At 66.9% G+C, this 20,939-nt stretch carries 24 protein-coding genes and 1 riboswitch; of the genes, 8 read left to right on the top strand and 16 right to left on the bottom strand.

The window, feature by feature from the left end; all coding sequences use genetic code 11:
* Window positions 1-7 precede the first annotated feature (7 nt).
* Window positions 8-547, bottom strand: coding sequence for a hypothetical protein (locus F3I16_RS07510; protein ID WP_160493106.1), 540 nt, complete (start codon window positions 545-547; stop codon window positions 8-10).
* A gap of 112 nt (window positions 548-659) precedes the next feature.
* On the opposite strand from F3I16_RS07510, the gene F3I16_RS07505 reads away from it, so the two are divergent.
* The 6 genes from F3I16_RS07505 to F3I16_RS07480 all read left to right on the top strand — a co-directional run bounded on the left by F3I16_RS07505 (window position 660) and on the right by F3I16_RS07480 (window position 7,377).
* Entirely contained in the window at window positions 660-1,157 is a 498-nt protein-coding gene (locus F3I16_RS07505) for an LEA type 2 family protein (protein WP_160493105.1), read from the top strand.
* A 7-nt stretch (window positions 1,158-1,164) separates the two neighbouring features.
* Window positions 1,165-1,365, top strand: a complete 201-nt coding sequence (locus tag F3I16_RS07500; RefSeq protein ID WP_160493104.1) for an SEC-C metal-binding domain-containing protein — start codon at window positions 1,165-1,167, stop codon at window positions 1,363-1,365.
* 131 nt (window positions 1,366-1,496) lie between these two features.
* Complete coding sequence (locus tag F3I16_RS07495) at window positions 1,497-4,034, top strand: penicillin acylase family protein (RefSeq protein WP_160493103.1); 2,538 nt, start codon at window positions 1,497-1,499, stop codon at window positions 4,032-4,034.
* Window positions 4,035-4,444: 410 nt separating this feature from the next.
* Window positions 4,445-5,122 carry a polysaccharide lyase family 7 protein gene (locus F3I16_RS07490; protein WP_160493102.1) on the top strand — a complete coding sequence of 226 codons (678 nt, stop codon included), beginning with the start codon at window positions 4,445-4,447 and terminating at the stop codon, window positions 5,120-5,122.
* A 353-nt stretch (window positions 5,123-5,475) separates the two neighbouring features.
* A complete protein-coding gene (locus F3I16_RS07485; protein ID WP_160493101.1) occupies window positions 5,476-5,955 on the top strand; it encodes a hypothetical protein in 480 nt (159 codons plus the stop codon).
* Between the two features lie 138 nt (window positions 5,956-6,093).
* Complete coding sequence (locus F3I16_RS07480; RefSeq protein ID WP_160493100.1) at window positions 6,094-7,377, top strand: OmpP1/FadL family transporter; 1,284 nt, start codon at window positions 6,094-6,096, stop codon at window positions 7,375-7,377.
* A gap of 61 nt (window positions 7,378-7,438) precedes the next feature.
* Here the strand turns inward: F3I16_RS07480 and F3I16_RS07475 are convergent, their stop codons facing one another.
* The 13 genes from F3I16_RS07475 to cobO form a co-directional block, all read right to left on the bottom strand.
* Window positions 7,439-7,990 (bottom strand): glutathione peroxidase, encoded by a 552-nt coding sequence (locus tag F3I16_RS07475; protein WP_160493099.1) that lies wholly within the window; start codon window positions 7,988-7,990, stop codon window positions 7,439-7,441.
* A 63-nt stretch (window positions 7,991-8,053) separates the two neighbouring features.
* Window positions 8,054-8,176: a hypothetical protein gene (locus F3I16_RS21165; protein ID WP_256670113.1), complete on the bottom strand. Its 123-nt coding sequence runs from the start codon at window positions 8,174-8,176 to the stop codon at window positions 8,054-8,056.
* Entirely contained in the window at window positions 8,173-9,381 is a 1,209-nt protein-coding gene (locus F3I16_RS07470; protein WP_160493098.1) for an MFS transporter, read from the bottom strand. Before F3I16_RS07470 ends, F3I16_RS21165 begins: the two co-directional genes overlap by 4 nt.
* A gap of 261 nt (window positions 9,382-9,642) precedes the next feature.
* Window positions 9,643-10,386 carry an adenosylcobinamide-GDP ribazoletransferase gene (locus F3I16_RS07465; RefSeq protein WP_160493097.1) on the bottom strand — a complete coding sequence of 248 codons (744 nt, stop codon included), beginning with the start codon at window positions 10,384-10,386 and terminating at the stop codon, window positions 9,643-9,645.
* Between the two features lie 2 nt (window positions 10,387-10,388).
* Window positions 10,389-10,961 (bottom strand): alpha-ribazole phosphatase family protein, encoded by a 573-nt coding sequence (cobC, locus tag F3I16_RS07460; protein WP_160493096.1) that lies wholly within the window; start codon window positions 10,959-10,961, stop codon window positions 10,389-10,391.
* Window positions 10,961-12,010, bottom strand: coding sequence for a nicotinate-nucleotide--dimethylbenzimidazole phosphoribosyltransferase (cobT, locus tag F3I16_RS07455; RefSeq protein ID WP_160493095.1), 1,050 nt, complete (start codon window positions 12,008-12,010; stop codon window positions 10,961-10,963). Before cobT ends, cobC begins: the two co-directional genes overlap by 1 nt.
* On the bottom strand, window positions 12,007-12,528 hold the full coding sequence (gene cobU / locus F3I16_RS07450; protein ID WP_160493094.1) for a bifunctional adenosylcobinamide kinase/adenosylcobinamide-phosphate guanylyltransferase: 522 nt from the start codon (window positions 12,526-12,528) through the stop codon (window positions 12,007-12,009). Before cobU ends, cobT begins: the two co-directional genes overlap by 4 nt.
* A gap of 149 nt (window positions 12,529-12,677) precedes the next feature.
* Window positions 12,678-14,138, bottom strand: a complete 1,461-nt coding sequence (locus tag F3I16_RS07445) for a cobyric acid synthase (RefSeq protein ID WP_160493093.1) — start codon at window positions 14,136-14,138, stop codon at window positions 12,678-12,680.
* Window positions 14,135-15,118: a threonine-phosphate decarboxylase CobD gene (cobD, locus tag F3I16_RS07440; RefSeq protein WP_160493092.1), complete on the bottom strand. Its 984-nt coding sequence runs from the start codon at window positions 15,116-15,118 to the stop codon at window positions 14,135-14,137. The genes F3I16_RS07445 and cobD overlap by 4 nt, the downstream gene beginning before the upstream one ends.
* Window positions 15,111-16,019: an adenosylcobinamide-phosphate synthase CbiB gene (cbiB, locus tag F3I16_RS07435; protein ID WP_160493091.1), complete on the bottom strand. Its 909-nt coding sequence runs from the start codon at window positions 16,017-16,019 to the stop codon at window positions 15,111-15,113. Before cbiB ends, cobD begins: the two co-directional genes overlap by 8 nt.
* Window positions 16,016-16,666 carry a 5,6-dimethylbenzimidazole synthase gene (bluB, locus tag F3I16_RS07430; protein ID WP_160493090.1) on the bottom strand — a complete coding sequence of 217 codons (651 nt, stop codon included), beginning with the start codon at window positions 16,664-16,666 and terminating at the stop codon, window positions 16,016-16,018. Before bluB ends, cbiB begins: the two co-directional genes overlap by 4 nt.
* Window positions 16,663-17,964 (bottom strand): cobyrinate a,c-diamide synthase, encoded by a 1,302-nt coding sequence (locus F3I16_RS07425; RefSeq protein WP_160493089.1) that lies wholly within the window; start codon window positions 17,962-17,964, stop codon window positions 16,663-16,665. The genes bluB and F3I16_RS07425 overlap by 4 nt, the downstream gene beginning before the upstream one ends.
* Window positions 17,964-18,575: a cob(I)yrinic acid a,c-diamide adenosyltransferase gene (cobO, locus tag F3I16_RS07420; RefSeq protein ID WP_160493088.1), complete on the bottom strand. Its 612-nt coding sequence runs from the start codon at window positions 18,573-18,575 to the stop codon at window positions 17,964-17,966. The genes F3I16_RS07425 and cobO overlap by 1 nt, the downstream gene beginning before the upstream one ends.
* 148 nt (window positions 18,576-18,723) lie before the next feature.
* A riboswitch (cobalamin riboswitch) is annotated at window positions 18,724-18,942 on the bottom strand.
* Window positions 18,943-19,135: 193 nt separating this feature from the next.
* On the opposite strand from cobO, the gene F3I16_RS07415 reads away from it, so the two are divergent.
* A complete protein-coding gene (locus F3I16_RS07415; RefSeq protein ID WP_160493087.1) occupies window positions 19,136-19,423 on the top strand; it encodes a type II toxin-antitoxin system Phd/YefM family antitoxin in 288 nt (95 codons plus the stop codon).
* Window positions 19,407-19,748: a type II toxin-antitoxin system RelE/ParE family toxin gene (locus F3I16_RS07410; protein WP_160493086.1), complete on the top strand. Its 342-nt coding sequence runs from the start codon at window positions 19,407-19,409 to the stop codon at window positions 19,746-19,748. The genes F3I16_RS07415 and F3I16_RS07410 overlap by 17 nt, the downstream gene beginning before the upstream one ends.
* A 4-nt stretch (window positions 19,749-19,752) precedes the next feature.
* Here F3I16_RS07410 and F3I16_RS07405 read toward each other — a convergent pair whose 3' ends face one another.
* A complete protein-coding gene (locus tag F3I16_RS07405) occupies window positions 19,753-20,415 on the bottom strand; it encodes an O-methyltransferase (protein WP_160493085.1) in 663 nt (220 codons plus the stop codon).
* Window positions 20,412-20,933, bottom strand: coding sequence for a C40 family peptidase (locus F3I16_RS07400; RefSeq protein WP_160493084.1), 522 nt, complete (start codon window positions 20,931-20,933; stop codon window positions 20,412-20,414). Before F3I16_RS07400 ends, F3I16_RS07405 begins: the two co-directional genes overlap by 4 nt.
* Between the last annotated feature and the right edge of the window lie 6 nt (window positions 20,934-20,939).

Below are 20,939 nucleotides of genomic sequence, written 5' to 3'. Positions count from 1 at the left end.
CCGTCGATCATTGCAGCTTGAGATGCGACACATCCGGCGGCGGCGCGGCCGGGCCGGCCTTGGCCTGGCCCATGTCGCTGCCCACCGGGGCCAGGCTGAACTGCGACAGATCGACCTGCGGCGCCTGCGCGGCTGGCCGGCTGTCCTGCAAGTCGGCGCCGACCGGGGCAATGCCGAAATCCGGCGCCTGCACATCGGCAAAGGCCGCCATGTACTCATCCCGCGGAATCACCCGCGCCCCTGTACCGGGCGCCGCTACCGGCGCCGCCGTGGCGGCTGGCACGGGGGCCGGGGCCAGTTCGACTTCCTCGACCGGCACCTCCAGAGCCTGCACCATGGCCACGGCTCCAGCCCGCTCCAGGGTGGCACGGTACTTCTCCGCCCCCGCCGCATCCAGGCCACTCTTGATCACCATGCGCCGCCCGGAAAACAGCAGCTCGATGCGCTGGGCGTCGGCCTGGAACAGCCGCGCCAGGTTCTCCTTGACCTGCGGCAACTGAGCGCCCGGCACCAGTTGCCCGGCAAAGGCGATCTCGTAGAGGCTCATCGTCACACTCCTGTCTATTTTGCTGCCCAGTATGGCGCAGGTTTTTTTCCTGCAACAACAGATTGCCACCAAGCAACCGCTTGTTAAACTGAGGCATCAGCCGGAGATTGAAATGCTTTACCAGGCGCAAATGATAAGAATTATCAGCCTAATCCTCTGCCTCGCCCTCCCCGCGAGCATCGCCGGCTGCTCGACCTGGCTGACCGACAGCTTCGAAGACCCGCAGGTGCGCCTGGTCAAGGTCGATCTGGTCAAGGCCAAGCTCATGGAACAACAGTTCATCCTGCGCTTTCGCATCGACAATCCCAACGCCGCGAGCCTGCCGGTGCGCCGCCTGGACTACCGGGTGAGCCTGAATGGCGTGCTGCTGGCCGAAGGGGAGTCCAGCGAATGGTTCACCGTGCCCCCGCACAGCCACCTGCAGTTCGAGGTGCCGGTGCGTACCAACCTGTGGCGCCACCTCAAGGGCATCGTGCGCGCCCTGGAACGAACCGAGGAGCCGATCCACTACAGCTTCCAGGGCATGGTGAAAACCGGCCTGCTGTTTGGCCGCAGCGTGCACCTTTCGCGCAATGGCGAGATAATCCCCGGCGATTACCTTCCGGAGTGATTCACCGATGAACCAGCAACCCCATGTCCACGGCCCCGACTGCAACCACGAGCATGACCACACTCACCATGATCACGGCCACGTACACGGCCCGCACTGCAACCACGCCCACCAGGAGCCGGTGCGCAACCCGCTGAAGGAAGTCGGCCGCAACGACCCCTGCCCCTGCGGCAGCCAGAAGAAGTTCAAGAAGTGCCACGGCGCCTGAACTGAATAGCGGCAGGGCGATGGTGCAACACCGGCCCTGCCTGCCCCACGCAGCCCTACCGCCGCCCCCCGCCAGCCCTCTACAATCCGCACCAGCATTCCCACCCTCACTTTCGCGCCAGGAGCCAGTCCATGGGTTCGCGCCGTGTTTCTCATTCGCTGAAGCTGATTGCCGCTGCCACTGTAGCCAGCAGCCTGTTTCTCGGCGGTTGCCAGTCGTTCCTCAATAGCCGCTACAGCAACAGCGTGCCCCCGGATCAGGGCATCGTCCGCGTCCAGGGCCTGGCGCAGAGCGTGGTGGTACGGCGCAACCCGCTGGGCATGCCGCTGATCGAGACCACCACCTTCCACGATGCGCTGTTCGCCCTGGGCTACGTACACGCCAGCGACCGCCTCAGCCAGATGGTCGGCATGCGCCTGCTGGCCGAGGGCCGCCTGGCCGAGATGAACGGCCCCGGCGTGCTGGAAATCGACCGTTTCATGCGCGCGGTCAACCTGCGCAAGAGCGCCGAGGGGCTGTACAAGAACGCCTCGCCGCGGATGAAGCAGTTCTTCGAGGTCTACGCCCGCGGCGTCAACGCCTACCTGTTCCGCTACCAGGACAAGCTGCCGATGGACCTGGCCGAATCCGGCTACCGCCCGGCCTACTGGAAGCCGGAAGACTCGGTGCTGGTGTTCTGCCTGCTCAACTTCGGCCTGGCCGTGAACCTCAAGGAGGAGATCGCCGCCCTGACCCTGACCGGCAAGGTCGGCGCCGACAAGCTGGCCTGGCTGCTGCCGACCTACCCGGACGAACCACTGCCGTTCGAGGAAGCCGAGAAACTGCGCGGCCTCAACCTCGGCGGGCAGATCCAGGGCCTGGCCGCCATCGACCAGGCCGCCGGCCAGGTGGCCGAGCTGAACATGCTCGGCGTCGCCGCCTCGAACAACTGGGCCATCGCCCCGCAGCGCAGCCGCAGCGGCAAGAGCCTGCTGGCCAACGACACCCATCTGCCGCTGTCCATGCCCTCGGTGTGGAACTACGTGCAGATCCGCTCGCCGAAATTCCAGGCCGCCGGGGTCTCCATCGCCGGCGTGCCGGCCGTGGTCGCCGGCTTCAACGGCAAGCTGGCCTGGGGCATGACCATGGTCATGGGCGACAACCAGGATCTGTTCCTGGAGAAGGTCAAACGCCAGGGCGGCCGCCTGTACTACCTGGCCGACGGCCAATGGCAGCCGGCCGGCGAACGCCAGGAAACCTTCTTCATCAAGGGTCAGCGGCCGATCCGCGAAACCCTCTACGAGACCCGCCACGGCCCGCTGCTCAACTCGGTGCTGGGCGAGCGCAAGCACCCCCTGCAACCGCTGCAATTCAACAGCGGCTATGGCCTGGCCCTGCGCACCGCGCAGTTCGAGGAGGATCACTCGATCGATGCCTTCTTCGACCTGTCCCGCGCGCAATCGGTGGAGCAGGCCTTCGAGGCCACCCGCGAAGTGCGCGCCATGGCCCTCAACCTGGTGTTCGCCGATGCCCAGCACATCGGCTGGCAGGTCACCGGCCGCTACCCCAACCGCAAGCAGGGCCTGGGCCTGCTGCCCTCGCCCGGCTGGGACGGCGCCTACGACTGGGACGGCTACGCCGACCCCATGCTGCACCCCTATGACCAGGATCCCATGCAGGGCTGGCTGGGCACCGCCAACCAGCGCACCGTGCCGCGCGGCTACGGCATGCAGCTGTCCAACTCCTGGTTCTACCCGGAGCGCGCCGAGCGCATCGCCCAGCTGGCCGGCGCCGGCAAGCACGACCAGCGCAGCATGATCGCCATGCAGTACGACCAGACCACGCCGTTCGCCGGCAAGCTGCAGGCGATGTTCGACGGGCCGGGCATGGCCCAGCCGCTGCGCCAGGCCATCGCCGCCCTGCCCGCCGCCGAGCGCAGCAAGGCCGAGGAAGCCTACCGGCGCCTGATGGCCTTCGACGGACGGATGAGCGCGACCTCGGCGGACGCCGCCCTGTACGGCGCCTTCCTGCATGAAAGCGCGCGGCAGACCTTCCTCGACGAACTGGGGCCGGAGGGCAATCCGGCCTGGCAGGCGCTGGTGGACACCGCCAACGACTCCTACTCGGCCCAGGCCGACCACCTGCTCGGCCGCGACGACAGCCCGTTCTGGGACGACATCCGCACCGCGCAGAAGGAAGACAAACCGGCAATCCTCGCCCGCACCCTGGCCGCCGCCGTGACCCTGGTAGAAAGCAAACTGGGCGCCGACCGCCAGGCCTGGCAGTGGGGCAAGCTGCATACCTACACCTGGGCCAGCAACGCAACAAAGATGGCGCCCCATCTCGGCGCCAGCGAGCGCAGCAGCATCAACGCCATCCAGGGCTACCTGGATCGCGGCCCCTACGCGGCCGGCGGCGATCACGGCACCCTCAACGTGGCGGCCTACCACTGGGGCGAGGACTTCAACACCTGGCTGATTCCGGCCATGCGCGTGGTCGTCGACTTCGGCCGCGAGGAGCCGATGATCGGTCTCAACAGTTCCGGCCAGTCCGGCAACCCGGCCAGCCCGCACTATGCCGACGGCATCGACGCCTGGCTCAAGGGTGGCTACATGAGCTTCCCGTTCCAGAGCCGCAATATCGACAGGGTCTACGGCAACAAGCGCCTGCTGCTACTGCCGGGAAAATAGCCGACCGCTCAAGCCTGCACCTCGGGGCGCCTTATGGCGCCCTTTTGCTGCCCGCACGAAACGTGCGACTTCTCACAAAACGACACAAAGGCGCGCCTGCCGCCGCGCATGGACGCGCGGTCAGGTTCCGTGAAAAAAACGCTTTGCCATCAGCAAATCCGAGAGGGAAGCGGAATTCCAATTCCATAAATAGCCATTTTAATGACGCCAATCTAACGACAAACGGTGGTTACCGCAGCCGCCATCAGGCTCTATAAATCGCCCATGTTCGCCCCACAGCCACCGGCCGGGCGAACTGCTAGGGCTTCATTCGGCGCGTAAGTTACCGGCAGGGCAGCTGGATAGTTTCAGATTCGGGATCGATAGGCACCGCGAATGATTTAAGTATTTTCTCGGAGTCTGCCACCATCATGATCGACCTCAACACATGGAACCTCACCATCCCCGTCGGCGAACCGGCCACCACCATCGAAACGCCGCTACTGGTCGGCGGCTACCAGGACGACTACTTCCAGACCATCAACGGCGCACTGTTCTTCTGGACCCCGGTCAGTGGCTCGACCACCCCCAACGCCAAGTATCCGCGCAGCGAACTGCGTGAAACCTATGCCGATGGCAGCCTGCGCAACTGGAAATACAACGCGGCCGACAACTACCTGCGCGCCTCTCTGAAGGTCACCCAGGTGCCCTCCACCGGCAAGATCGTGATTGGTCAGATCCACAACCTGGAAGGCGACGATCCGCCGATCAAGTTGTCCTACCAGTACAAGAGCGATACCAGGACCGGCAACATCGTCGTCATCTACCGCCTCAAGCCGGGCATCGACACCACCAGCGTGACGGTTTTCCGCGACGTGCCACTGAACCAGAGCTTCTCCTACACCATCCGCCTGACTCCCAGCGGCACCCTGGTGGTCAATGTGAAGACGCCGAGCAGCACCACCAGCAAGTGGACGGCCAAGCTCGACCCCAGCTGGGCCACGCAGAACCTCTACTTCAAGGCCGGCTCCTATGTGCAGGACAACCTCGGCGATGCCAGCGAAGCCGGCGCGGTGAACTTCACCAACCTGCTCATCGAACACCTCTGAAGCCCCGGCGCCCCGCCTGGGGCGCCATCACCTGCTGCACCAGCCATCCCCGGCCCGTTCGGACGAGCCGCGGTCAACGCCAATGGCAATGACCGCGGCTTTCGCCTGCGCAAGCGCCCCAGCGCCCAGGCCAGCGATTGCCTCCGCCTAGTACCAAACACAGGATGCGTAAGTGCTGGTCGATATATGAAGCCTTACCAAGATCTTTAAACAGTTTAAAAACAGCCCTTTACAGCGCCTTTATCGCACTACACTTCAAAACGAGCGGCTAACCCCGCTCCCGGCGGGGGCTTTATTAAAACCAAGAACAGCTGCCAAACACTGCCCCCGCCGGCACCCTTCGCGAGGGCCTTATGGGAATTGCCGCCAGCGAGCTGTGCCAGCACGTCATCCGCCCCACCCTGCTCTACCTGGGGCGCCACTCTCCCACTGCCGAAGCCCTGCTACTGGGCGCCGCCGCCAGCCAATCAGCACTCGGCGCCGCCCTCGACGACCCGCACGGCCACGGCCTCTATCGCATCAGCACCCGCCGCCATCAGCTGCTCTGGGACCAGCACCTGGCGCGCGACCCGGACCTGGCCAGCCTGGTGCGCGGCCTGGCCAGCCAGCACGCCTTCCTCTGCGCGCCCCATCTCGAGTTGATCGTCAACCTGCGCTATGCCACCGCCATCGCCTGGATGCTGGTCGAGGCCCAGGGCAGCGCCCTGCCCGCGGCCGATGACCTGCCGGCGCTGGCGCGTATCTGGCGCCAAGTCTTCCAACCACACGGGCGCCTGCGCGACTTCCTCCAGGCCTGGCAACTGTGCGTCGACAGCCAGCCCCACGCCGCCTGAAAAGACATGACCAATCGGTCAGATTTATACTCTGCATTACTCCGACGAATAACCTGGGAAATACCGGAATAGAGCGGTTTGCAAGGGTTGGCAAAAGGGGTAGCTTGCCGCCCCCGTTTTGCTGTCGACGAGTTCCCAATGAAACACACCTGGTTCAAAACCACCCTCGCTCTGGCCATCGGCGCCATTTCCACTCACAGCCTGGGCAACGGAATTGCCATCAACGAACAAAGCGTCAGCGGCATGGGTACCGCCTTCGCCGGGCGCGCCTCATCGGCACAAGACGCCACCACCCTGTTCGGCAACCCGGCCGGCCTGAGCAAGCTCAAGCGCGCCGAAGCGGTCGGCGGCCTGGGCGTGGTCAAGGCCAATGTCGACATCGACGACGCCAGCGCCGACTCCAGCGAAGGCGACATGGTGCCCACCGCAGCTGTGCCGTTCGCCTATTACGCCAGCCCGCTGAACGAAGACTGGCACTACGGCATCGGCCTGTATGTGCCGTTCGCCCTGATCAGCGACTACGAGAAAGGTTTCGGCGGCCGCTACAAGGGCCAGTACAGCAAGGTGGAAGTGGTCACCCTGCAACCGACCCTGAGCTACCGGATCAACGACCGGGTTTCCCTCGGCTTCGGCCCGACCTTCAACAAGATCAAGGGCAAGCTGGTCAGCAAGCTCAACGATGGCGCCCTCGGCGGCAGCGGCGACACCGAAATCGATATCAAGGGCGACGACACCGCCCTGGGCTTCAATGCCGGCGTGCTGGTGGACATCACCGAGCAACTGGCCTGGGGCCTGACCTACCACTCCAGGGTCGACTACAGCCTGGAAGGCCGTACCCGCGTCACCGGCGGCGAAGGCCCGGTCTTCGGTCAGTTCAACGGCGACTATGACGCCCAACTGGACTTCACCACCCCGGAAATGCTCGACAGCTCGCTGACCTACCAGCTGGATGACAAGTGGACCCTCTACGGCGGCGCCACCTGGACCCGCTGGAGCCGACTGCAGGCCATCACCGTGCACAACCAAGGCACGCCGAGCCTGCTGGGCATGCAGCCGATCGGCGAAGTCAGCGAAGAAATGAACTGGCAGGACACCTGGTCCTACGCCATCGGCGCGGCCTACCAGTTGAACCGGCAATGGGTGCTGCGCAGCGGCTTCGCCCTGGACGCCTCGCCGGCCGCCAACGACAACCGCACCGTGCGCATTCCGGTGGGCAACCGCAAGGTCTTCGCCGTCGGCGCCGGCTGGTCGCCCTCGGCGGACATGACCATCGACCTGGCCTACTCCTACCTGCACGAGAGCGATGCCAAGGTCGACCAGCACGCCACCAAGATCGCCGGCGTCGACGTCGGCCCCGGCTACAGCGCCACCTACAAGAACAGCGCCCACGGCGTGGGCATGCAGCTGACCTATCGCTTCTGACAGGCCATCTGGTGCACATGAAAAAGCCGGGCATTGCCCGGCTTGTTTCTGCTTGCAGGAATCAGGGCTGGCTGGCCAGGGCCTGCTCCACGGCCTCGATCAGGTCCGGGTCATCCGGCTTGGTCAGGCTGGAGAAACTGGCGATCACCTTGCCGTCGCGGCCGACCACGTACTTGTAGAAGTTCCAGCGCGGCGTGCTGCTCTGCGCCGCCAGCTCGCGGAACAGCGGCAGCGCGTCGTCGCCGCTGACCACCTGCGGCTCGCTCATGGCGAAGGTCACGCCGTAGTTGACGAAGCACACGGTGGCCGTTTCTTCACTGTTGTCCGCTTCCTGCCTGAAGTCATTGGACGGCACGCCGAGCACTTCCAGGCCCTGACCCTTGTAGCGCTGGTACAGCGCCTCCAGCCCCTTGAACTGCGGAGCGAAGCCGCAGTGGCTGGCGGTATTGACCACCAGCAGCGGCTTGCCGGCAAAGCGCTGGCACAGATCGATGCGCTCCTTGGAGCGCAATTGCTGCAGCTCGCCCTGCAACAGCGGCGGGCATTCGGCCGCCAGCAGCGCCCCGCTGAACAGCCCGACCAGCAACGCCAGGGCACTACGCGACATGCTCATGATGACAACCTCTGCACTGAATCCAGAAGCAACGCTACTCGCCTTGCCGGCGCGCGGCAACGCTCAGCACAGGCTCATGCCCAGCTGCAGCGCCGCCAGGCCGACCTGCTGCCAGCCCCACCAGGCCAGCAGCAATAACCCGACAAGGCCCAGCGCGATGAGCAGCCCGGTAGCGCGCGTACTCATGCAAGGCCTCCCACCGCCTGCAGACGGGCCACCGGTTGCTCGCGCACCGGCCAGTTGAGCGCCGCGGCGAGCAGGCCGAGGGCAATGGAGATCTGCCAGACCAGGTCGTAGCTGCCGGTGTGGTCGTACAGATAGCCGCCCAACCAGCCGCCGAGGAAGGCGCCGAGCTGATGGAAGAGGAAGACGATGCCACCCAGCATCGACAGGTTGCGCACGCCGAACAGGGTGGCCACCGTGCCATTGGTCAGCGGCACGGTGGACAGCCACAGCAGGCCCATGGCGATGCCGAAGGCATAGGCGCTCCACGCACTCAGCGGGCTGTAGAAGAAGGCCACGATCACCACCGTGCGCGCCAGGTAAAGCCCGGTCAGCAAGCGCGGCTTGGACAGCCGGCCACCGAGCCAGCCGGCGATATAGGTGCCGAACACATTGAACAGCCCGACCAGCGCCAGCACCGTGGTGCCCACCGTGGCCGGCAGGTGCTGGTCGACCAGGTAGGCCGGCAGGTGCACACCGATGAACACCACCTGGAAGCCGCAGACGAAGAAGCCCAGCGCCAGCAACCAGAAGCCGGAGTGCGCGCAAGCCTCACGCAACGCCTCGCCCAGGCTCTGTTCGGCACCCAGCGACGGCAGCGGCTGATCATGCACCAGCAGCGCCAGCGGCACGATCAGCGCCACCAGCAGGCCCAGCGCCAGCAGGGCGGCGGACCAGCCCAGCCAGCCGATCAGACCGAGCGAGCCCGGCAGCATGGCGAACTGGCCGAAGGAGCCGGCCGCGGCGGCGATGCCCATGGCCATGCTGCGTTTCTCCACCGGCACGGCGCGGCCGACCACGCCCAGCAGCACCGAGAAGGAGGTGCCGGACAGGCCGATACCGATCAGCAGGCCGGCACTCAGCGACAGCGACGCGGCCGAGTCGGCATAGCCCATCAACAACAGGCCGGCGGCATACAGCAGGCCGCCGACGGCGATCACCCGGCGCGCGCCGAAACGGTCGGCGATGGCCCCGGTCACCGGCTGCGCCAGGCCCCAGATCAGGTTCTGCAGGGCGATGGCAAAGGCGAACACCTCACGCCCCCAGCCGAACTCGCTGCTCATGGGCGTGAGGAACAGGCCGAAGCCATGGCGGATGCCCAGCGACAGCGCCAGGATCAGCGATGCCCCGAGCAACACCCAGCCACTGGTACGCCATACCGAAGTCATGCTTGATCCTTGTGGACGGGCAATCCCCGCCGGTGCGCGAAATAGAGAGCTCGCCAGTGCGCCCAGCAACCGGTACGAAACCAGGAAGGCGCATGCCGGCGGCAAGATACAGGCTGTATATACCGGCAACGCGCCGCGCGCCAAACACAGCTAATCACTAAACCGGCAGCACAGTTGTAGGGTGCGCCGCGCGCACCAATGCCCCGCACAGGCGTTCTGGTGCGCACGGCGCAGCCTACGGCAGAGGTTGCACCCAGACATTCAAGCCAGGGCGAGCGCCAGCACCACCAGCACCGCGCACTCGGCCAGCTCCAGCAATGCCCCGGCGGTATCGCCGGTGGTGCCGCCCAGGCGGGCGAGGAAGGCGCGGCGCAGCACAAAGAAGGTAAGCAGCGCAGCGCCGATGGCCAGCAACCCTGCCCAGCCAAAAAGCAGCATGAGCAGGGCGTTGCCAGCCAGTACCGCAGGCAGTTGCTGACGTGGCAGGTGCTCGCTGAGTGCCTGACCCAGGCCACCAGCGCGCACATAGGGGGTGGAGAGGAACAGCAGCGGCAATAGCCCGCGCCCCAGCCAGGGCGCCAGCAATAGCGCGCTCCATTGCCCGGCCTGCAATAGTGCGACCAGCGCGGCGAACTTGAGCAACAGCAGCAGTACCAGCACCACAACGGCGATCGGCCCGCTGCGCGGGTCTTTCATGATCGCCAGGGTGCGCTCGCGGTCGCCATAACCGCCGACCCAGGCATCCGCCGTGTCGGCCAGACCGTCCAGATGCAACCCGCCGCTCAGGCCGACCCACAGCGCCAGCAACAGTGCTGCCTGCAGCAAGGCCGGTGCGCCGCTCAGCAGCAGCTGCGCCAACAGCAACAAACCACCGAGCAGCAGCCCGACCGCCGGGTACCACAGCAGCGAGCGTCCGATCTGCTGCGGCTCAGGCATGCCGGCCAGGCTCACCGGCAAACGGGTGAGGAACTGCAGGGCGATCAGCAGCGGCTCGGCCAGACGCATACTCAGGCTTCGCGCAGGCTCAGGTCGGCCGCGACCTGCAGGCGATACAGCGCGGCATGGCCGACCTCGACCTGCAGCATCTGCTGCTGCGGCAGGCCGCGGGCCTGGGCCAGCAGCAGGCGCATCACGCCGCCGTGGGTCACCAGCAGCACGCGCTGGCCGGCCAGTTCCTGTTGCAGACGCTCGATGGCGGCCATCACCCGGGCGGCGAAGTCGCGCACCGGCTCGGCATTCGGCGGGGTGAAGTTGAACGGATCGTTCCAGAAGCTGCCCAGCGCCTCGGTGTCCTCAAGAAGGATTTCCGCGGCGTTGCGCCCTTCCCAGTCGCCGAAGTGCAGCTCGCGCAGATCAGCCTCGATGCGCAGCGGTAGGCCCTTGGCCTCGGCCAGCTGGCGAGCGAAGGCATCGCAGCGTTGCAGCGGCGAGCTGATGATCAGGTCCCAGCCGCCCTGTTCGGCCAGGGTCGCATGCATCTGCTGCCAGCCACGCTCACTGAGAGCGTCGTCCAGGCTGCCACGAAAACCGTTGCCGCCGGTGGTTTCACCGTGGCGCAAAAGATCCAGCTGCAAACTCATCAACCTTGCTCCTGTACTGCTGCTTCAGAAAAAGTCGCCATCTGCCCGTGCAGGGCGCACGCCAGGCGCAACAACGGCACCGCCAGCGCCGCCCCACTGCCCTCGCCCAGGCGCAGGCCCAGTTGCAGCAAAGGCGCAGCCTCCAGGGCAGCAAGCACGTGGCGATGGCCCGGCTCGGCACCACTGTGGCTAAACAACAGCCAGTCGGCCACGCCCGGATTCAGGCGCACCGCCAGCAGGGCCGCGACGCTGCAGATAAAGCCATCGACCAGCACGCTGACGCCCTGCTGCGCGCAGGCCAGGTAGGCGCCGGTCAGCGCGGCGATCTCCAGACCGCCCAGGCGCTGCAGGCAATCCAGCGGCGCGCGGGCCTGACCGTGCAGGGCCAGGGCAGATTCGACGGCGCGGATCTTACGCGCCATACCGGCGCTGTCCAGCCCGGTACCGGGGCCGACCAGCTCGCTCAGCTGCTTGTCCAGCAGCACGCAGGCCAGCGCGCTGGCCGCCGTGGTGTTGCCGATGCCCATCTCGCCACCGATAAACAGCTGACAGCCGGCCGCCGCGGCGCGCTCGGCCACCGCGCGGCCGACCTGCAGCGCGGCCAGGCACAGCTCGCTGCTCATCGCCGGCGCCTGAGTGAAATTGGCCGTACCCGGCGCCAGCTGATGCTGGCAGACCCCGGCCATCGCTGGCGCCGGTTCGACCGTACCGAGGTTATGCACTTCCAGAGTCGCGCCCAGCTGGCGGGCCAGCACGCTGATCGCTGCGCCACCGCCAGCGAAGTTGCCAAGCATCTGCACGGTCACCGCCTGCGGATAGGCCGACACGCCTTCGGCGACCACCCCATGATCGCCGGCGAAGATGCTGATCCACACCCGCTCCAGCTCGGGACGCACGCGCCCCTGCTGGGCCGCCAGGCGCACCGCCAGCGGCTCCAGCTGGCCGAGCGCACCGGCCGGCTTGGTCAGCTCGGCCTGGCGTTGCAGAGCCTGGGCGGCCACCTGCTGGTCGAGCGGTCGGCAGCTCGCCTGCCACCAGAATGCATTCACAGGCGTTCTCCTTTCAGAACCATGGGCAGGCCGGCGACGGTAAACACCACCCGCTGGCTGCGTTCGGCCAGGGCCTGGTGCAGCCAGCCGGCCTCGTCGACATAACGGCGGGTCAGCTCACCGAGCGGCACCACGCCGAGGCCGGTTTCGTTGCTGACCAGGATGATCCGTCCCGGCAGCTCGGCCAGGCAATCCAGCAGCGCCGCGCGTTCGGCCTGCAGACGTACCTCATCGTCCAGCATCAGCAAGTTGGTCAGCCACAGGGTCAGGCAGTCGACCAGCAGGCAACGGCCCTCACCCGCCTGCTCGCGCAGCACCTGGGCCAGTTCCAGCGGTTCCTCGACCAGCGCCCAGCCGGCCGGACGCCGCGCGCGGTGCTGGGCGATGCGCTCGCTCATTTCGCCGTCCAGCGCCTGGCTGGTGGCGATATAGGTCACCGCCAGACCGCTATCGGCCGCCAGCTTCTCGGCCAGGCGGCTCTTGCCGGAACGGGCACCGCCCAAAATCAGTTCAAGCATGGCCTCTCCCCTATTGATCCGGCCTGTAATAAGTATGAAGACCGGGTTAAACAGCGCGATTCTTGTATGAGCCAGGGGGACGCCTAGTCCTTGCTGGCGATTCGGACGTGAAGAGCATCGCCAGCAAGCTGGCTCCTACACCAACCAATCTATTTGCAGGCCAGACCGCACAGCTGGCGCAGCCTGGCGGTATCCAGATGCGCCTCGACCAGATCAGCCAGGCGCTCGATGTCGCGTTCGCGCAGGGCATGGTAGTCCACCGTCTGCACCTCGCGCAGGCCGGCCCAGCGCAGCAGTGCGCCACAGGCCTCGCTCGACTCGAACAGGCCATGCAGGTAGGTGCCGAGCACCTGGCCATCGGCGCTCAGGCCACCGTCAGACCGACCGTCATTCAGCTGCACCGCACCGTTCAACCCGACGCCCGCGCTGACCCCGGCATGGATTTCGTAGCCGTTCACCGCCGCCTGCTCCAGGCACAGCCGGCCCAGCACATTGCGCAGCTGCTTCTCCGGCTCCAGCACGGTGGCGAAGTCCAGCAGGCCGAGGCCCGCGCTGCTGCCGGGCGCGCCTTCCAGGCCGTGGGGATCGTCGATCTGTGTGCCGAGCATCTGCAGGCCGCCGCAGATGCCGAGCAGCTTGCCGCCGTAGCGCAGGTGGCGGTCGATGGCCGCCGGCCAGCCCTGTTCACGGAGGAAGGCCAGGTCGGCACGTACGCTCTTCGAGCCGGGCAGGATGATCAGGTCGGCCGGTGGGATGGCCTGGCCGGGGCCGATGAACTGCAGGTCGACCTGCGGGTGCAGGCGCAGCGGATCGAAGTCGGTGTGGTTGCTGATGCGCGGCAGCACCGGCACCACCACCTTGAGCGATTGCTCCGCCTGGATCACCTGACGCGTGGCGATCGCGTCCTCGGCCTCCAGGTGAAAATCCATCAGGTACGGCAGCACGCCCAGCACCGGCTTGCCGGTGCGCTCCTCCAGCCAGTCAAGACCCGGCTGCAGCAGGCTGAGGTCGCCACGGAAACGGTTGATCACGAAACCCTGCACCCGTGCCTGCTCAGATGCGCTGAGCAATTCGAGGGTGCCGACCAGATGGGCGAACACGCCGCCCTTGTCGATATCGGCGATCAGGATCACCGGGCAGTCCACCGCCTCGGCGAAGCCCATATTGGCGATATCGCCGGCGCGCAGGTTGATCTCCGCCGGCGAACCGGCGCCCTCGACCATCACCACCGGGTACTGCGCGCTGAGGCGCTGGTGGGACTCCAGCACGGCGGCGCGCGCGGTCTGCTTGTAGTCGTGGTAGGCCACCGCGTGCATGTTGCCGATGGCGCGGCCGTGGATGATCACCTGGGCGCCGGTGTCACTGTTGGGCTTGAGCAGCACCGGGTTCATATCGGTATGCGGTTCGAGGCCGGCGGCCTGGGCCTGCACCGCCTGGGCGCGGCCGATCTCGCCGCCGTCGCTGGTGACCGCCGAATTGAGCGCCATGTTCTGCGGCTTGAACGGCACCACGCTGACGCCCTGGCGCTTGAGCCAGCGGCACAGGGCCGCCACCAGGGTGCTCTTGCCGGCATCGGAGGTGGTGCCCTGCACCATCAAGGTGGCGCTCATCGCGGCATATCCTGCAGGGCCTGCTCCAGCCGCTGCCAGCCGGCCTCGTCGGCGGGCAGACCGAAGCGCAGGCAGCGGGTCTCGGCGAACAGACGCAGGAGGATGCCGCGCCGGGCGAAGTAGCCATGCAGGCCGACCGCATGTTGATGAGCGACCAGCTGGAACAGCGCGGTGCCGCCCGCCGGCGCCAGACCATGGGCGCTGAGCAGCACGGCCAGGCGCAGACCGTCGGCCTGCAGGCGCTCGCGCTGGGCCTGCTGGCCGGCGTTGTCCTGCAGGATGGCGGTGGCCACCGCCCGCGTCGGGCCGCTGATGGTCCAGGGGCCGAGGCGCTCGTCCAAGCGTTCGAGCAGCGCCGATTCGGCCAAAACGAAACCCAGGCGGATGCCGGCCAGGCCGAAGAACTTGCCGAACGAGCGCAGCACGATCAGCCCCGGCAACTGACTGAACGCCGCCAGGCTGTGCTCAGGCGTGCAGTCGATGAACGCCTCGTCCACCACCAGCCAGCCGCCGCGTTCGGCCAGGCGGGCATGCCAGTCGAGCAACTGCTGCGGCGCGAGCAGTCGCCCGGTCGGGTTGTTGGGGTTGATCAGCAACAGCACATCGAGGCGCTCCAGGGCGCGGCCCACCGCCCCTTCGCCGAGTTCAGTGACCTGATGCCCTTCGCGGCGCCAGGCCTCGGCATGTTCGGCGTAGGCCGGCGAGACGATCCCAACCCGCCCCGGCCGGCGCAACTGCGGCAGAGCCTGGATCGCCGCCTGGGAACCAGCCACCGGCAGCAAGGCAGGCACGCCGTAGTAATCACGCGCCGCCGCTTCCAGGCCATCGTCAGGCTCGGGCAGACGACTCCAGGCCGTTGCCGGAATCGCCGGCAGCGGCCAGCCATAGGGCGCGATGCCGGTGGACAGGTCAAGCCAGTCGGCCAGGGCGATGCCATAGCGCTGCGCCGCCGCACGCAGGCGGCCACCATGTTCAAGCAAGGTAAAGACTCCCGATCAGCAACAGCGCCAGCCACAGCAGCACGCCGCCATTGACCAGATTGAGCGCCCGCTCGATATCCCGCGCCCGCGCTGCCGGGCCCGCACCCAGCACCGGCCGCACATGCAGCTCGCCCTGGTAGATCGCCGCGCCGCCCAGGCTCACGCCGAGGGCGCCGGCACCAGCGGCCATCACCGGGCCGGCGTTGGGGCTGTCCCACTGCGGCGCCTGCTGCTGCCAGCAGCGTAGGGCCAAGGCGGTCTTGCCGAGCAGTGCGTAGGTCAGCGCCACCAGGCGCGCGGGAATGTAGTTGAGGCCATCGTCGATCTTCGCCGCAGCCCAGCCGAAGCGTTCGAAACGCGGGTTGCGGTAGCCCCACATGGCGTCCAGGGTATTGCTCAGGCGATAGAGCACCACGCCCGGCGCACCGGCGACGAGGAACCAGAACAGCGCGGCGAACACCGCGTCCGAGCCGTTCTCCAGCACCGACTCGGTGCCGGCGCGGGCCACGCCCTCACTGTCCAGCTCGGCGGTCTGCCGGCTGACCATATAGCCGACGCGCGTGCGCGCCTCGGACAGATCGCCCAGGCGCAGCGCCTGGGCCACCGGCAGCGCGTGCTCGCCGAGGCTGCGCAGGCCGAGGGCGGCGTACAGGGCCAGTACCTCCACCAGCCAGCCAAGATAGGGCAGGCGCGCCAGCAGCAGGCTGAGCAGGGTCAGCGGCAATACCGCCAGACACCAGCCGGTGACGCCGTGGCTGCGCCAGCCGTGGCCGCCACTGTTGAGGCGTTGTTCGATACGTTGCGCCAGGCCGCCAAAGGCCACCAGCGGGTGCCAGCGTTTGGGCTCGCCGAGCAGGCCGTCCAGGGTCACTCCGGCCAGGGTGGCCAACAGCAGGCTCATTCCTGCTGCCCCCAGCTGTCGGTGAACAGCAGCTCCTGCAGCGGTCGCGGCGTGGCCCAGCCTTCCTGCACCAGCATCGGCTCGCGGTAGAACGCGGTGACAGGGCCCAGACAGAGAATCGCCAGTGGCTTGCTGCCGGCCGGCATGTGCAGCAGCTCGGCCAGCGCCTGCGGCTCGAACAGCGAGACCCAGCCCAGACCCAGGCCTTCGGCGCGCGAGGCCAGCCAGAGGTTCTGGATGGCGCAGGCCAGGGAGGCCAGGTCCATTTCCGGCAAGGTGCGGCGGCCGAAGATGTGTTTCTCGCGCTGGTCCATCAACGCCACCACCAGCAGCTCGGCGCAATCGCGGATGCCCTCGACCTTGAGCCGCATGAACGCGTCGCTGCGCTCGCCCAGCGCCTCGGCGGTGCGCACCCGCTCGGCCTCGACCTGGCCATGGATGGCTTCGCGTAGCGCCGGGCGGGTGATGCGAATAAAGCGCCAGGGCTGCATCAGGCCGACGCTGGGGGCCTGGTGCGCCGCCTCCAGCAAGCGCGCGAGCAGCTCCGGCGCCACCGTGCCGCCAGCGAAGTGGCGCATGTCGCGGCGCTCGGCAATCGCCCGGTAGACCGCGGCACGTTCCGCAGGACTGAAAGCATGCTCGCTCATGGCAACAGCAGCCCGGCGGCGGCCTGCGGGTTGGACGGCAGGTAGAAGTGGATATAGGAGGCCGTCAGCCGACCCAGGCGATAGACCGCCTCGCTGGCCGGGCGCTGGTTCGGGCTGACGCCGCGCGCCAGCGGCTCAACGGACGAGTCGAGCTGCGAATGGTGGTAGGTGTGGCCACGCAGCAGGCCTTCCGGCAGCTCCACTTGCTGCAGGCCGAGGGCGGCCATGCGTGGCTGCATCTGCGCGTGGCCGGGCAGCAGGCCGAGCAGTTCGGCACTGTGGCCGGCCTTGTCGGTCAGGCGCTCGAGCAGGTAGAGCATGCCACCGCACTCGGCGAGGATCGGCTTGCCGGCGGCCTGGTGCACATGAATCGCCTCGCGCATGGCCAGGTTGTCGGCCAGCTGTTGCAGGTGCAGCTCCGGGTAGCCGCCGGGCAGGTAGAGGCTGTCCACCTCCGGCAACTGGCGCTCACTGAGCGGCGAGAAGAAGCACAACTCGGCGCCAAGCCGGTGCAGCAGGTCGAGGTTGGCCTGGTAGAGGAAGGCGAACGCGGTATCGCGGGCCACGCCGATGCGCACACCGGCCAGCAGCGGCTCGATTTCTGCCTCTACGGGCGCGGCGAAGCGCACCGGGTCTGGCAGGGCATCGCCGGCACTGGCCAGCAGCGCATCGGCTGCAGCGTCCAGGCGCGCATCCAGGTCCGCCAGCTCCTCGGCCTGGACCAGGCCCAGGTGGCGGCTGGGCAGCTCCAGCGCGGCGCTGCGCGGCAAGGCGCCGTACCAGCGGATCGCCGGCGGCAGGCTGTCGCGCAGGATCTCGCCATGCCGGGCGCTACCGGTGCGGTTGGCCAGCACCCCGGCGAACGGCAGGTTGTGCTGGAAGTTGGCCAGACCATAGGCCAGGGCGCCGAAGGTCTGGGCCATGGCACTGCCATCGATCACCCCCAGCACCGGCACCTGGAAGCGTCGCGCCAGGTCGGCGGCGGACGGGCTGCCATCGTACAGGCCCATCACCCCTTCGATCAGGATCAGGTCGGCCTCGCCGGCCGCCTCCCAGAGCAGGCGCCGACATTCGTCCTCGCCGACCATCCACAGGTCGAGCTGGTACACCGCCTGGCCCGAGGCGCGGGCGAGGATCATCGGGTCGAGAAAGTCCGGCCCGCACTTGAACACCCGCACGCGCTTGCCGGCCCGGGTATGCAGGCGCGCCAGGGCGGCGGTGACGGTGGTCTTGCCCTGGCCGGAAGCCGGGGCGGCAATCAGCAGGGCCGGGCAACTGCGAGCAACGGACTGGCTCATCAGAACTCCACGCCTTTCTGCGCCTTCACCCCAGCCTTGAAGGCATGCTTGACCAGGCTCATTTCGGTGACGGTATCCGCCGCCTCGAGCATCCCCGGCAAGGCGCCGCGGCCGGTCACCACCACGTGCTGCAACAGCGGGCGCGCCTCGATGTCGGCAAGCACCGCGTCCAGCTCCAGGTAGCCGTGCTTGAGGGCGATATTCAGCTCGTCGAGTACCACCAGGCCGATCTGCGGGTCGCTGAGCAGCTGCGCCGCCACCGCCCAGGCCTCGCGGGCCTTGTCGATATCGCGCTGGCGGTCCTGGGTTTCCCAGGTGAAGCCCTCGCCCATCACGTGGTAGCTGACTTCCTCGGGGAAGCGGCGGAAGAAGCTTTCCTCGCCAGTGCTGGCCGCGCCTTTGATGAACTGCACCACGCCGACCTTGATGCCGTGGCCGAGGGCGCGGGCGACCATGCCGAAGGCCGAGCTGCTCTTGCCCTTGCCGTTGCCGCTGTGCACCAGCAGCAGGCCGTATTCGTCCTGGGCCTGGGCAATTTTCTCGTCGATCAGCGCTTTCTTGCGCTGCATGCGCGCCTTGTGGCGTTCGTCACGCGCGGCGGACTCGCTCATCTACAACTCCTCGCGACCGGCTGCGGCGCGGCAAAGCAGCAGCACCACGACCTTCAACAGGCGCGGCGCCGACACAGAAAACAGAGGCAGCAGGAGGACAACACACGGGGAGGCCGAGCAGGCCCACCCACTCGCAAAGCCCGCCGCAATGCCGTGGATCGCTTCAGGCCGGTCTCCGGGCTTGTGAGCAGAATCTACAGACTCCCGGTCGCGCCTTCCCATGTCGAATGACACAGTGGCTGGATGCGATCCTTGACTCACCTACCGTTGCGGGGGCAGCGCCGGATTGTTCGACTGAATGAACCGGCTTCCCTGTTTCACCCCGTGGACGCGTCGCGGCCGGGGCACCTGTAGCAAGGGGCGCAGGGTAGAAGGTTGGGGGTGGAGCGTCAACGAAGAAGCGCTGCGATTCACCGACCTCAGTCGCATTACCCAGATTGCCATCAGCCTAAATTAAGACTATATGTAGGCTGACACAGCACGCCGTAACCGGCACGCTCTCTTGAAGGCAGCTATCCCCATGCCGGGGCTGACTTCCTTCCACCACCAGGAGGCACGCCATGAAAGTTCAAACCATCAGCTACCTGAAGCAGCATGCTGCTTCGCTGGATCTCAGCGAACCGATGGTTATCACCCAGAATGGCGTACCGGCCTATGTGGTCGAGTCCTACGCCGAGCGCAAGCGTCGGGACGAAGCCCTGGCGCTGATCAAGCTGTTGTCTTTCGCCGAGCGCGACAAGGCTGAAGGCCGCCTGATCTCGGGGGATAGCTTGCTGGAACGCCTGAAACAGCGCAGCCCAGCTGCTCAGGGATCGGCAGGAGCCAAGCCCGATGAGCAAGACGATTAAGGTCAGCTACACCACAACTGCAGAGGAAAGCCTGGTCTCTCAACTGCATCACCTGGCGCCTTATCACGGCACCCAATTGGCGCAAGCCAGACTGGTCGAGTTGATCAAGAGTGCAGAGAAACGCCTGAAGCACCATCCGATGGCGGCCCCGATCTGCCAGCAAGCCGCACTGCTGGGTATCAACCATTACCGGGAGCTGCATCTGGAGGACTATCGCATCCTCTATCAATACGACGAAGTCGAAGCACTGGTAGTTGTCGCCCTGATTCTGCGTCAACGCCAAAGCATCGAAGAACAGCTCATTAACTACTGTCTGATGCGCTGAAAGCTCAACGCTTGCGACAGAGGGTCAGGCCGTCGCCCAGCGGCAGCAGGGACAGATCGACACGCCGGTCGCGCTTGAGGGTGCGGTTGAGCGCCTGGATGGCGCGGGTGTCGGCGCTGTCCGGGTTCTGCTCGAGCACCCGGCCGCTCCACAGCACGTTGTCGAACAGGATCAGCCCGCCCTGGCGCGCCAACACCAGAGCGTGTTCCAGGTACACCGGGTAGTTGGCCTTGTCGGCGTCGATGAAGATCAGATCGAAGCTCTCGCCCTGCCCGCCTCGCTCCAGCGCGTTGAGAGTTTCCAGGGCCGGCGCCAGGCGCAGCTCGATACGCTCCAGCAGGCCGGCTTCGTACCAGTAGCGACGGGCGATGGCGTTGTAGTCGCCGGGCAGGTCGCAGCAGATCAACTGGCCGTCGGCCGGCATGGCGGCGGCCATGCACAGGGCGCTGTAGCCGGTGAAGGTGCCGATCTCGAGAATGCGCCGGGCACCGGTCAGTTGCACCAGCAGGGCCATGAACTGGCCCTGCTCGGGGGCGATCTGCCAGTGCGCGCTGGCCAGCTGCGCCGTCTCGTCGCGCAGGCGCTTGAGCAGCGGGGTCTCGCGCAGGGAGACATCCAGCAGGTACTGGTAGAGGCTGTCCTCGAGGTTGAGGGTGCGATTGGTCATGGCTGGCGCGCCAGCTGCGCCGGCGCCAGCACGCGCTTGGCGCTGAGGTAGGCCTTCTGCCAGTAGGCCGTGCTCAGAGTGTCCAGCCGTACCGTACCGCCGCTGGACGGCGCATGGACGAAACGCCCCTCGCCGACATAGATGCCGGCATGGCTGACCTGGCCGCCGCCATTGGTGGCGAAGAACAGCAGGTCACCGCTCTGCAGGGCATTGCGGCTGACCGTCGGGGCGCGCAGGTTGATCATCTCGCGGGTCGAGCGCGGCAGCTGGATGCCGGCCGAGTTGCGGTACACGTAACCGATCAGGCCACTGCAGTCGAAGCCGCCGTCCGGGGTGTTGCCGCCATAACGATAGGGCGTGCCAACCAGGCCGATGGCACTCATCAGCACATCATCGGCATTTTCGTTGCCAACGATGGGAAAAGGGTCGACGGGGTAATCAGGAGAGGGAGCGTTGCCGGCGCAGGCGGTGAGCAGCGCGGCGAGGGCTAGCAGGGCGAAGCGAGCCGTTACATGCATGGCGGG

This window comes from Pseudomonas sp. L-22-4S-12 (assembly GCF_009799935.1).
Taxonomy (GTDB): Bacteria; Pseudomonadota; Gammaproteobacteria; order Pseudomonadales; family Pseudomonadaceae; genus Aquipseudomonas.
Note: the sequence above shows the minus strand (reverse complement) of the source record. Positions and strands in the feature narration are given on the sequence as shown.

What these genes read in the sequence shown, in the direction of transcription:
- cobO (WP_160493088.1), bottom strand. Translation starts at nt 18,575, where the DNA reads ATGAGCGAGTCCGCCGCGCGTGACGAACGCCACAAGGCGCGCATGCAG.
- cbiB (WP_160493091.1), bottom strand. Translation starts at nt 16,019, where the DNA reads ATGAGCCTGCTGTTGGCCACCCTGGCCGGAGTGACCCTGGACGGCCTG.
- F3I16_RS07480 (WP_160493100.1), top strand. Translation starts at nt 6,094, where the DNA reads ATGAAACACACCTGGTTCAAAACCACCCTCGCTCTGGCCATCGGCGCC.
- F3I16_RS07490 (WP_160493102.1), top strand. Translation starts at nt 4,445, where the DNA reads ATGATCGACCTCAACACATGGAACCTCACCATCCCCGTCGGCGAACCG.
- cobU (WP_160493094.1), bottom strand. Translation starts at nt 12,528, where the DNA reads ATGCTTGAACTGATTTTGGGCGGTGCCCGTTCCGGCAAGAGCCGCCTG.
- bluB (WP_160493090.1), bottom strand. Translation starts at nt 16,666, where the DNA reads ATGAGCGAGCATGCTTTCAGTCCTGCGGAACGTGCCGCGGTCTACCGG.
- F3I16_RS07425 (WP_160493089.1), bottom strand. Translation starts at nt 17,964, where the DNA reads ATGAGCCAGTCCGTTGCTCGCAGTTGCCCGGCCCTGCTGATTGCCGCC.
- F3I16_RS07475 (WP_160493099.1), bottom strand. Translation starts at nt 7,990, where the DNA reads ATGAGCATGTCGCGTAGTGCCCTGGCGTTGCTGGTCGGGCTGTTCAGC.
- F3I16_RS07495 (WP_160493103.1), top strand. Translation starts at nt 1,497, where the DNA reads ATGGGTTCGCGCCGTGTTTCTCATTCGCTGAAGCTGATTGCCGCTGCC.
- F3I16_RS07405 (WP_160493085.1), bottom strand. Translation starts at nt 20,415, where the DNA reads ATGACCAATCGCACCCTCAACCTCGAGGACAGCCTCTACCAGTACCTG.
- F3I16_RS07505 (WP_160493105.1), top strand. Translation starts at nt 660, where the DNA reads ATGCTTTACCAGGCGCAAATGATAAGAATTATCAGCCTAATCCTCTGC.
- F3I16_RS07500 (WP_160493104.1), top strand. Translation starts at nt 1,165, where the DNA reads ATGAACCAGCAACCCCATGTCCACGGCCCCGACTGCAACCACGAGCAT.
- F3I16_RS07400 (WP_160493084.1), bottom strand. Translation starts at nt 20,933, where the DNA reads ATGCATGTAACGGCTCGCTTCGCCCTGCTAGCCCTCGCCGCGCTGCTC.
- cobC (WP_160493096.1), bottom strand. Translation starts at nt 10,961, where the DNA reads ATGAGTTTGCAGCTGGATCTTTTGCGCCACGGTGAAACCACCGGCGGC.
- F3I16_RS21165 (WP_256670113.1), bottom strand. Translation starts at nt 8,176, where the DNA reads ATGAGTACGCGCGCTACCGGGCTGCTCATCGCGCTGGGCCTTGTCGGG.
- F3I16_RS07485 (WP_160493101.1), top strand. Translation starts at nt 5,476, where the DNA reads ATGGGAATTGCCGCCAGCGAGCTGTGCCAGCACGTCATCCGCCCCACC.
- F3I16_RS07465 (WP_160493097.1), bottom strand. Translation starts at nt 10,386, where the DNA reads ATGCGTCTGGCCGAGCCGCTGCTGATCGCCCTGCAGTTCCTCACCCGT.
- F3I16_RS07510 (WP_160493106.1), bottom strand. Translation starts at nt 547, where the DNA reads ATGAGCCTCTACGAGATCGCCTTTGCCGGGCAACTGGTGCCGGGCGCT.
- F3I16_RS07445 (WP_160493093.1), bottom strand. Translation starts at nt 14,138, where the DNA reads ATGAGCGCCACCTTGATGGTGCAGGGCACCACCTCCGATGCCGGCAAG.
- F3I16_RS07410 (WP_160493086.1), top strand. Translation starts at nt 19,407, where the DNA reads ATGAGCAAGACGATTAAGGTCAGCTACACCACAACTGCAGAGGAAAGC.
- F3I16_RS07470 (WP_160493098.1), bottom strand. Translation starts at nt 9,381, where the DNA reads ATGACTTCGGTATGGCGTACCAGTGGCTGGGTGTTGCTCGGGGCATCG.
- F3I16_RS07415 (WP_160493087.1), top strand. Translation starts at nt 19,136, where the DNA reads ATGAAAGTTCAAACCATCAGCTACCTGAAGCAGCATGCTGCTTCGCTG.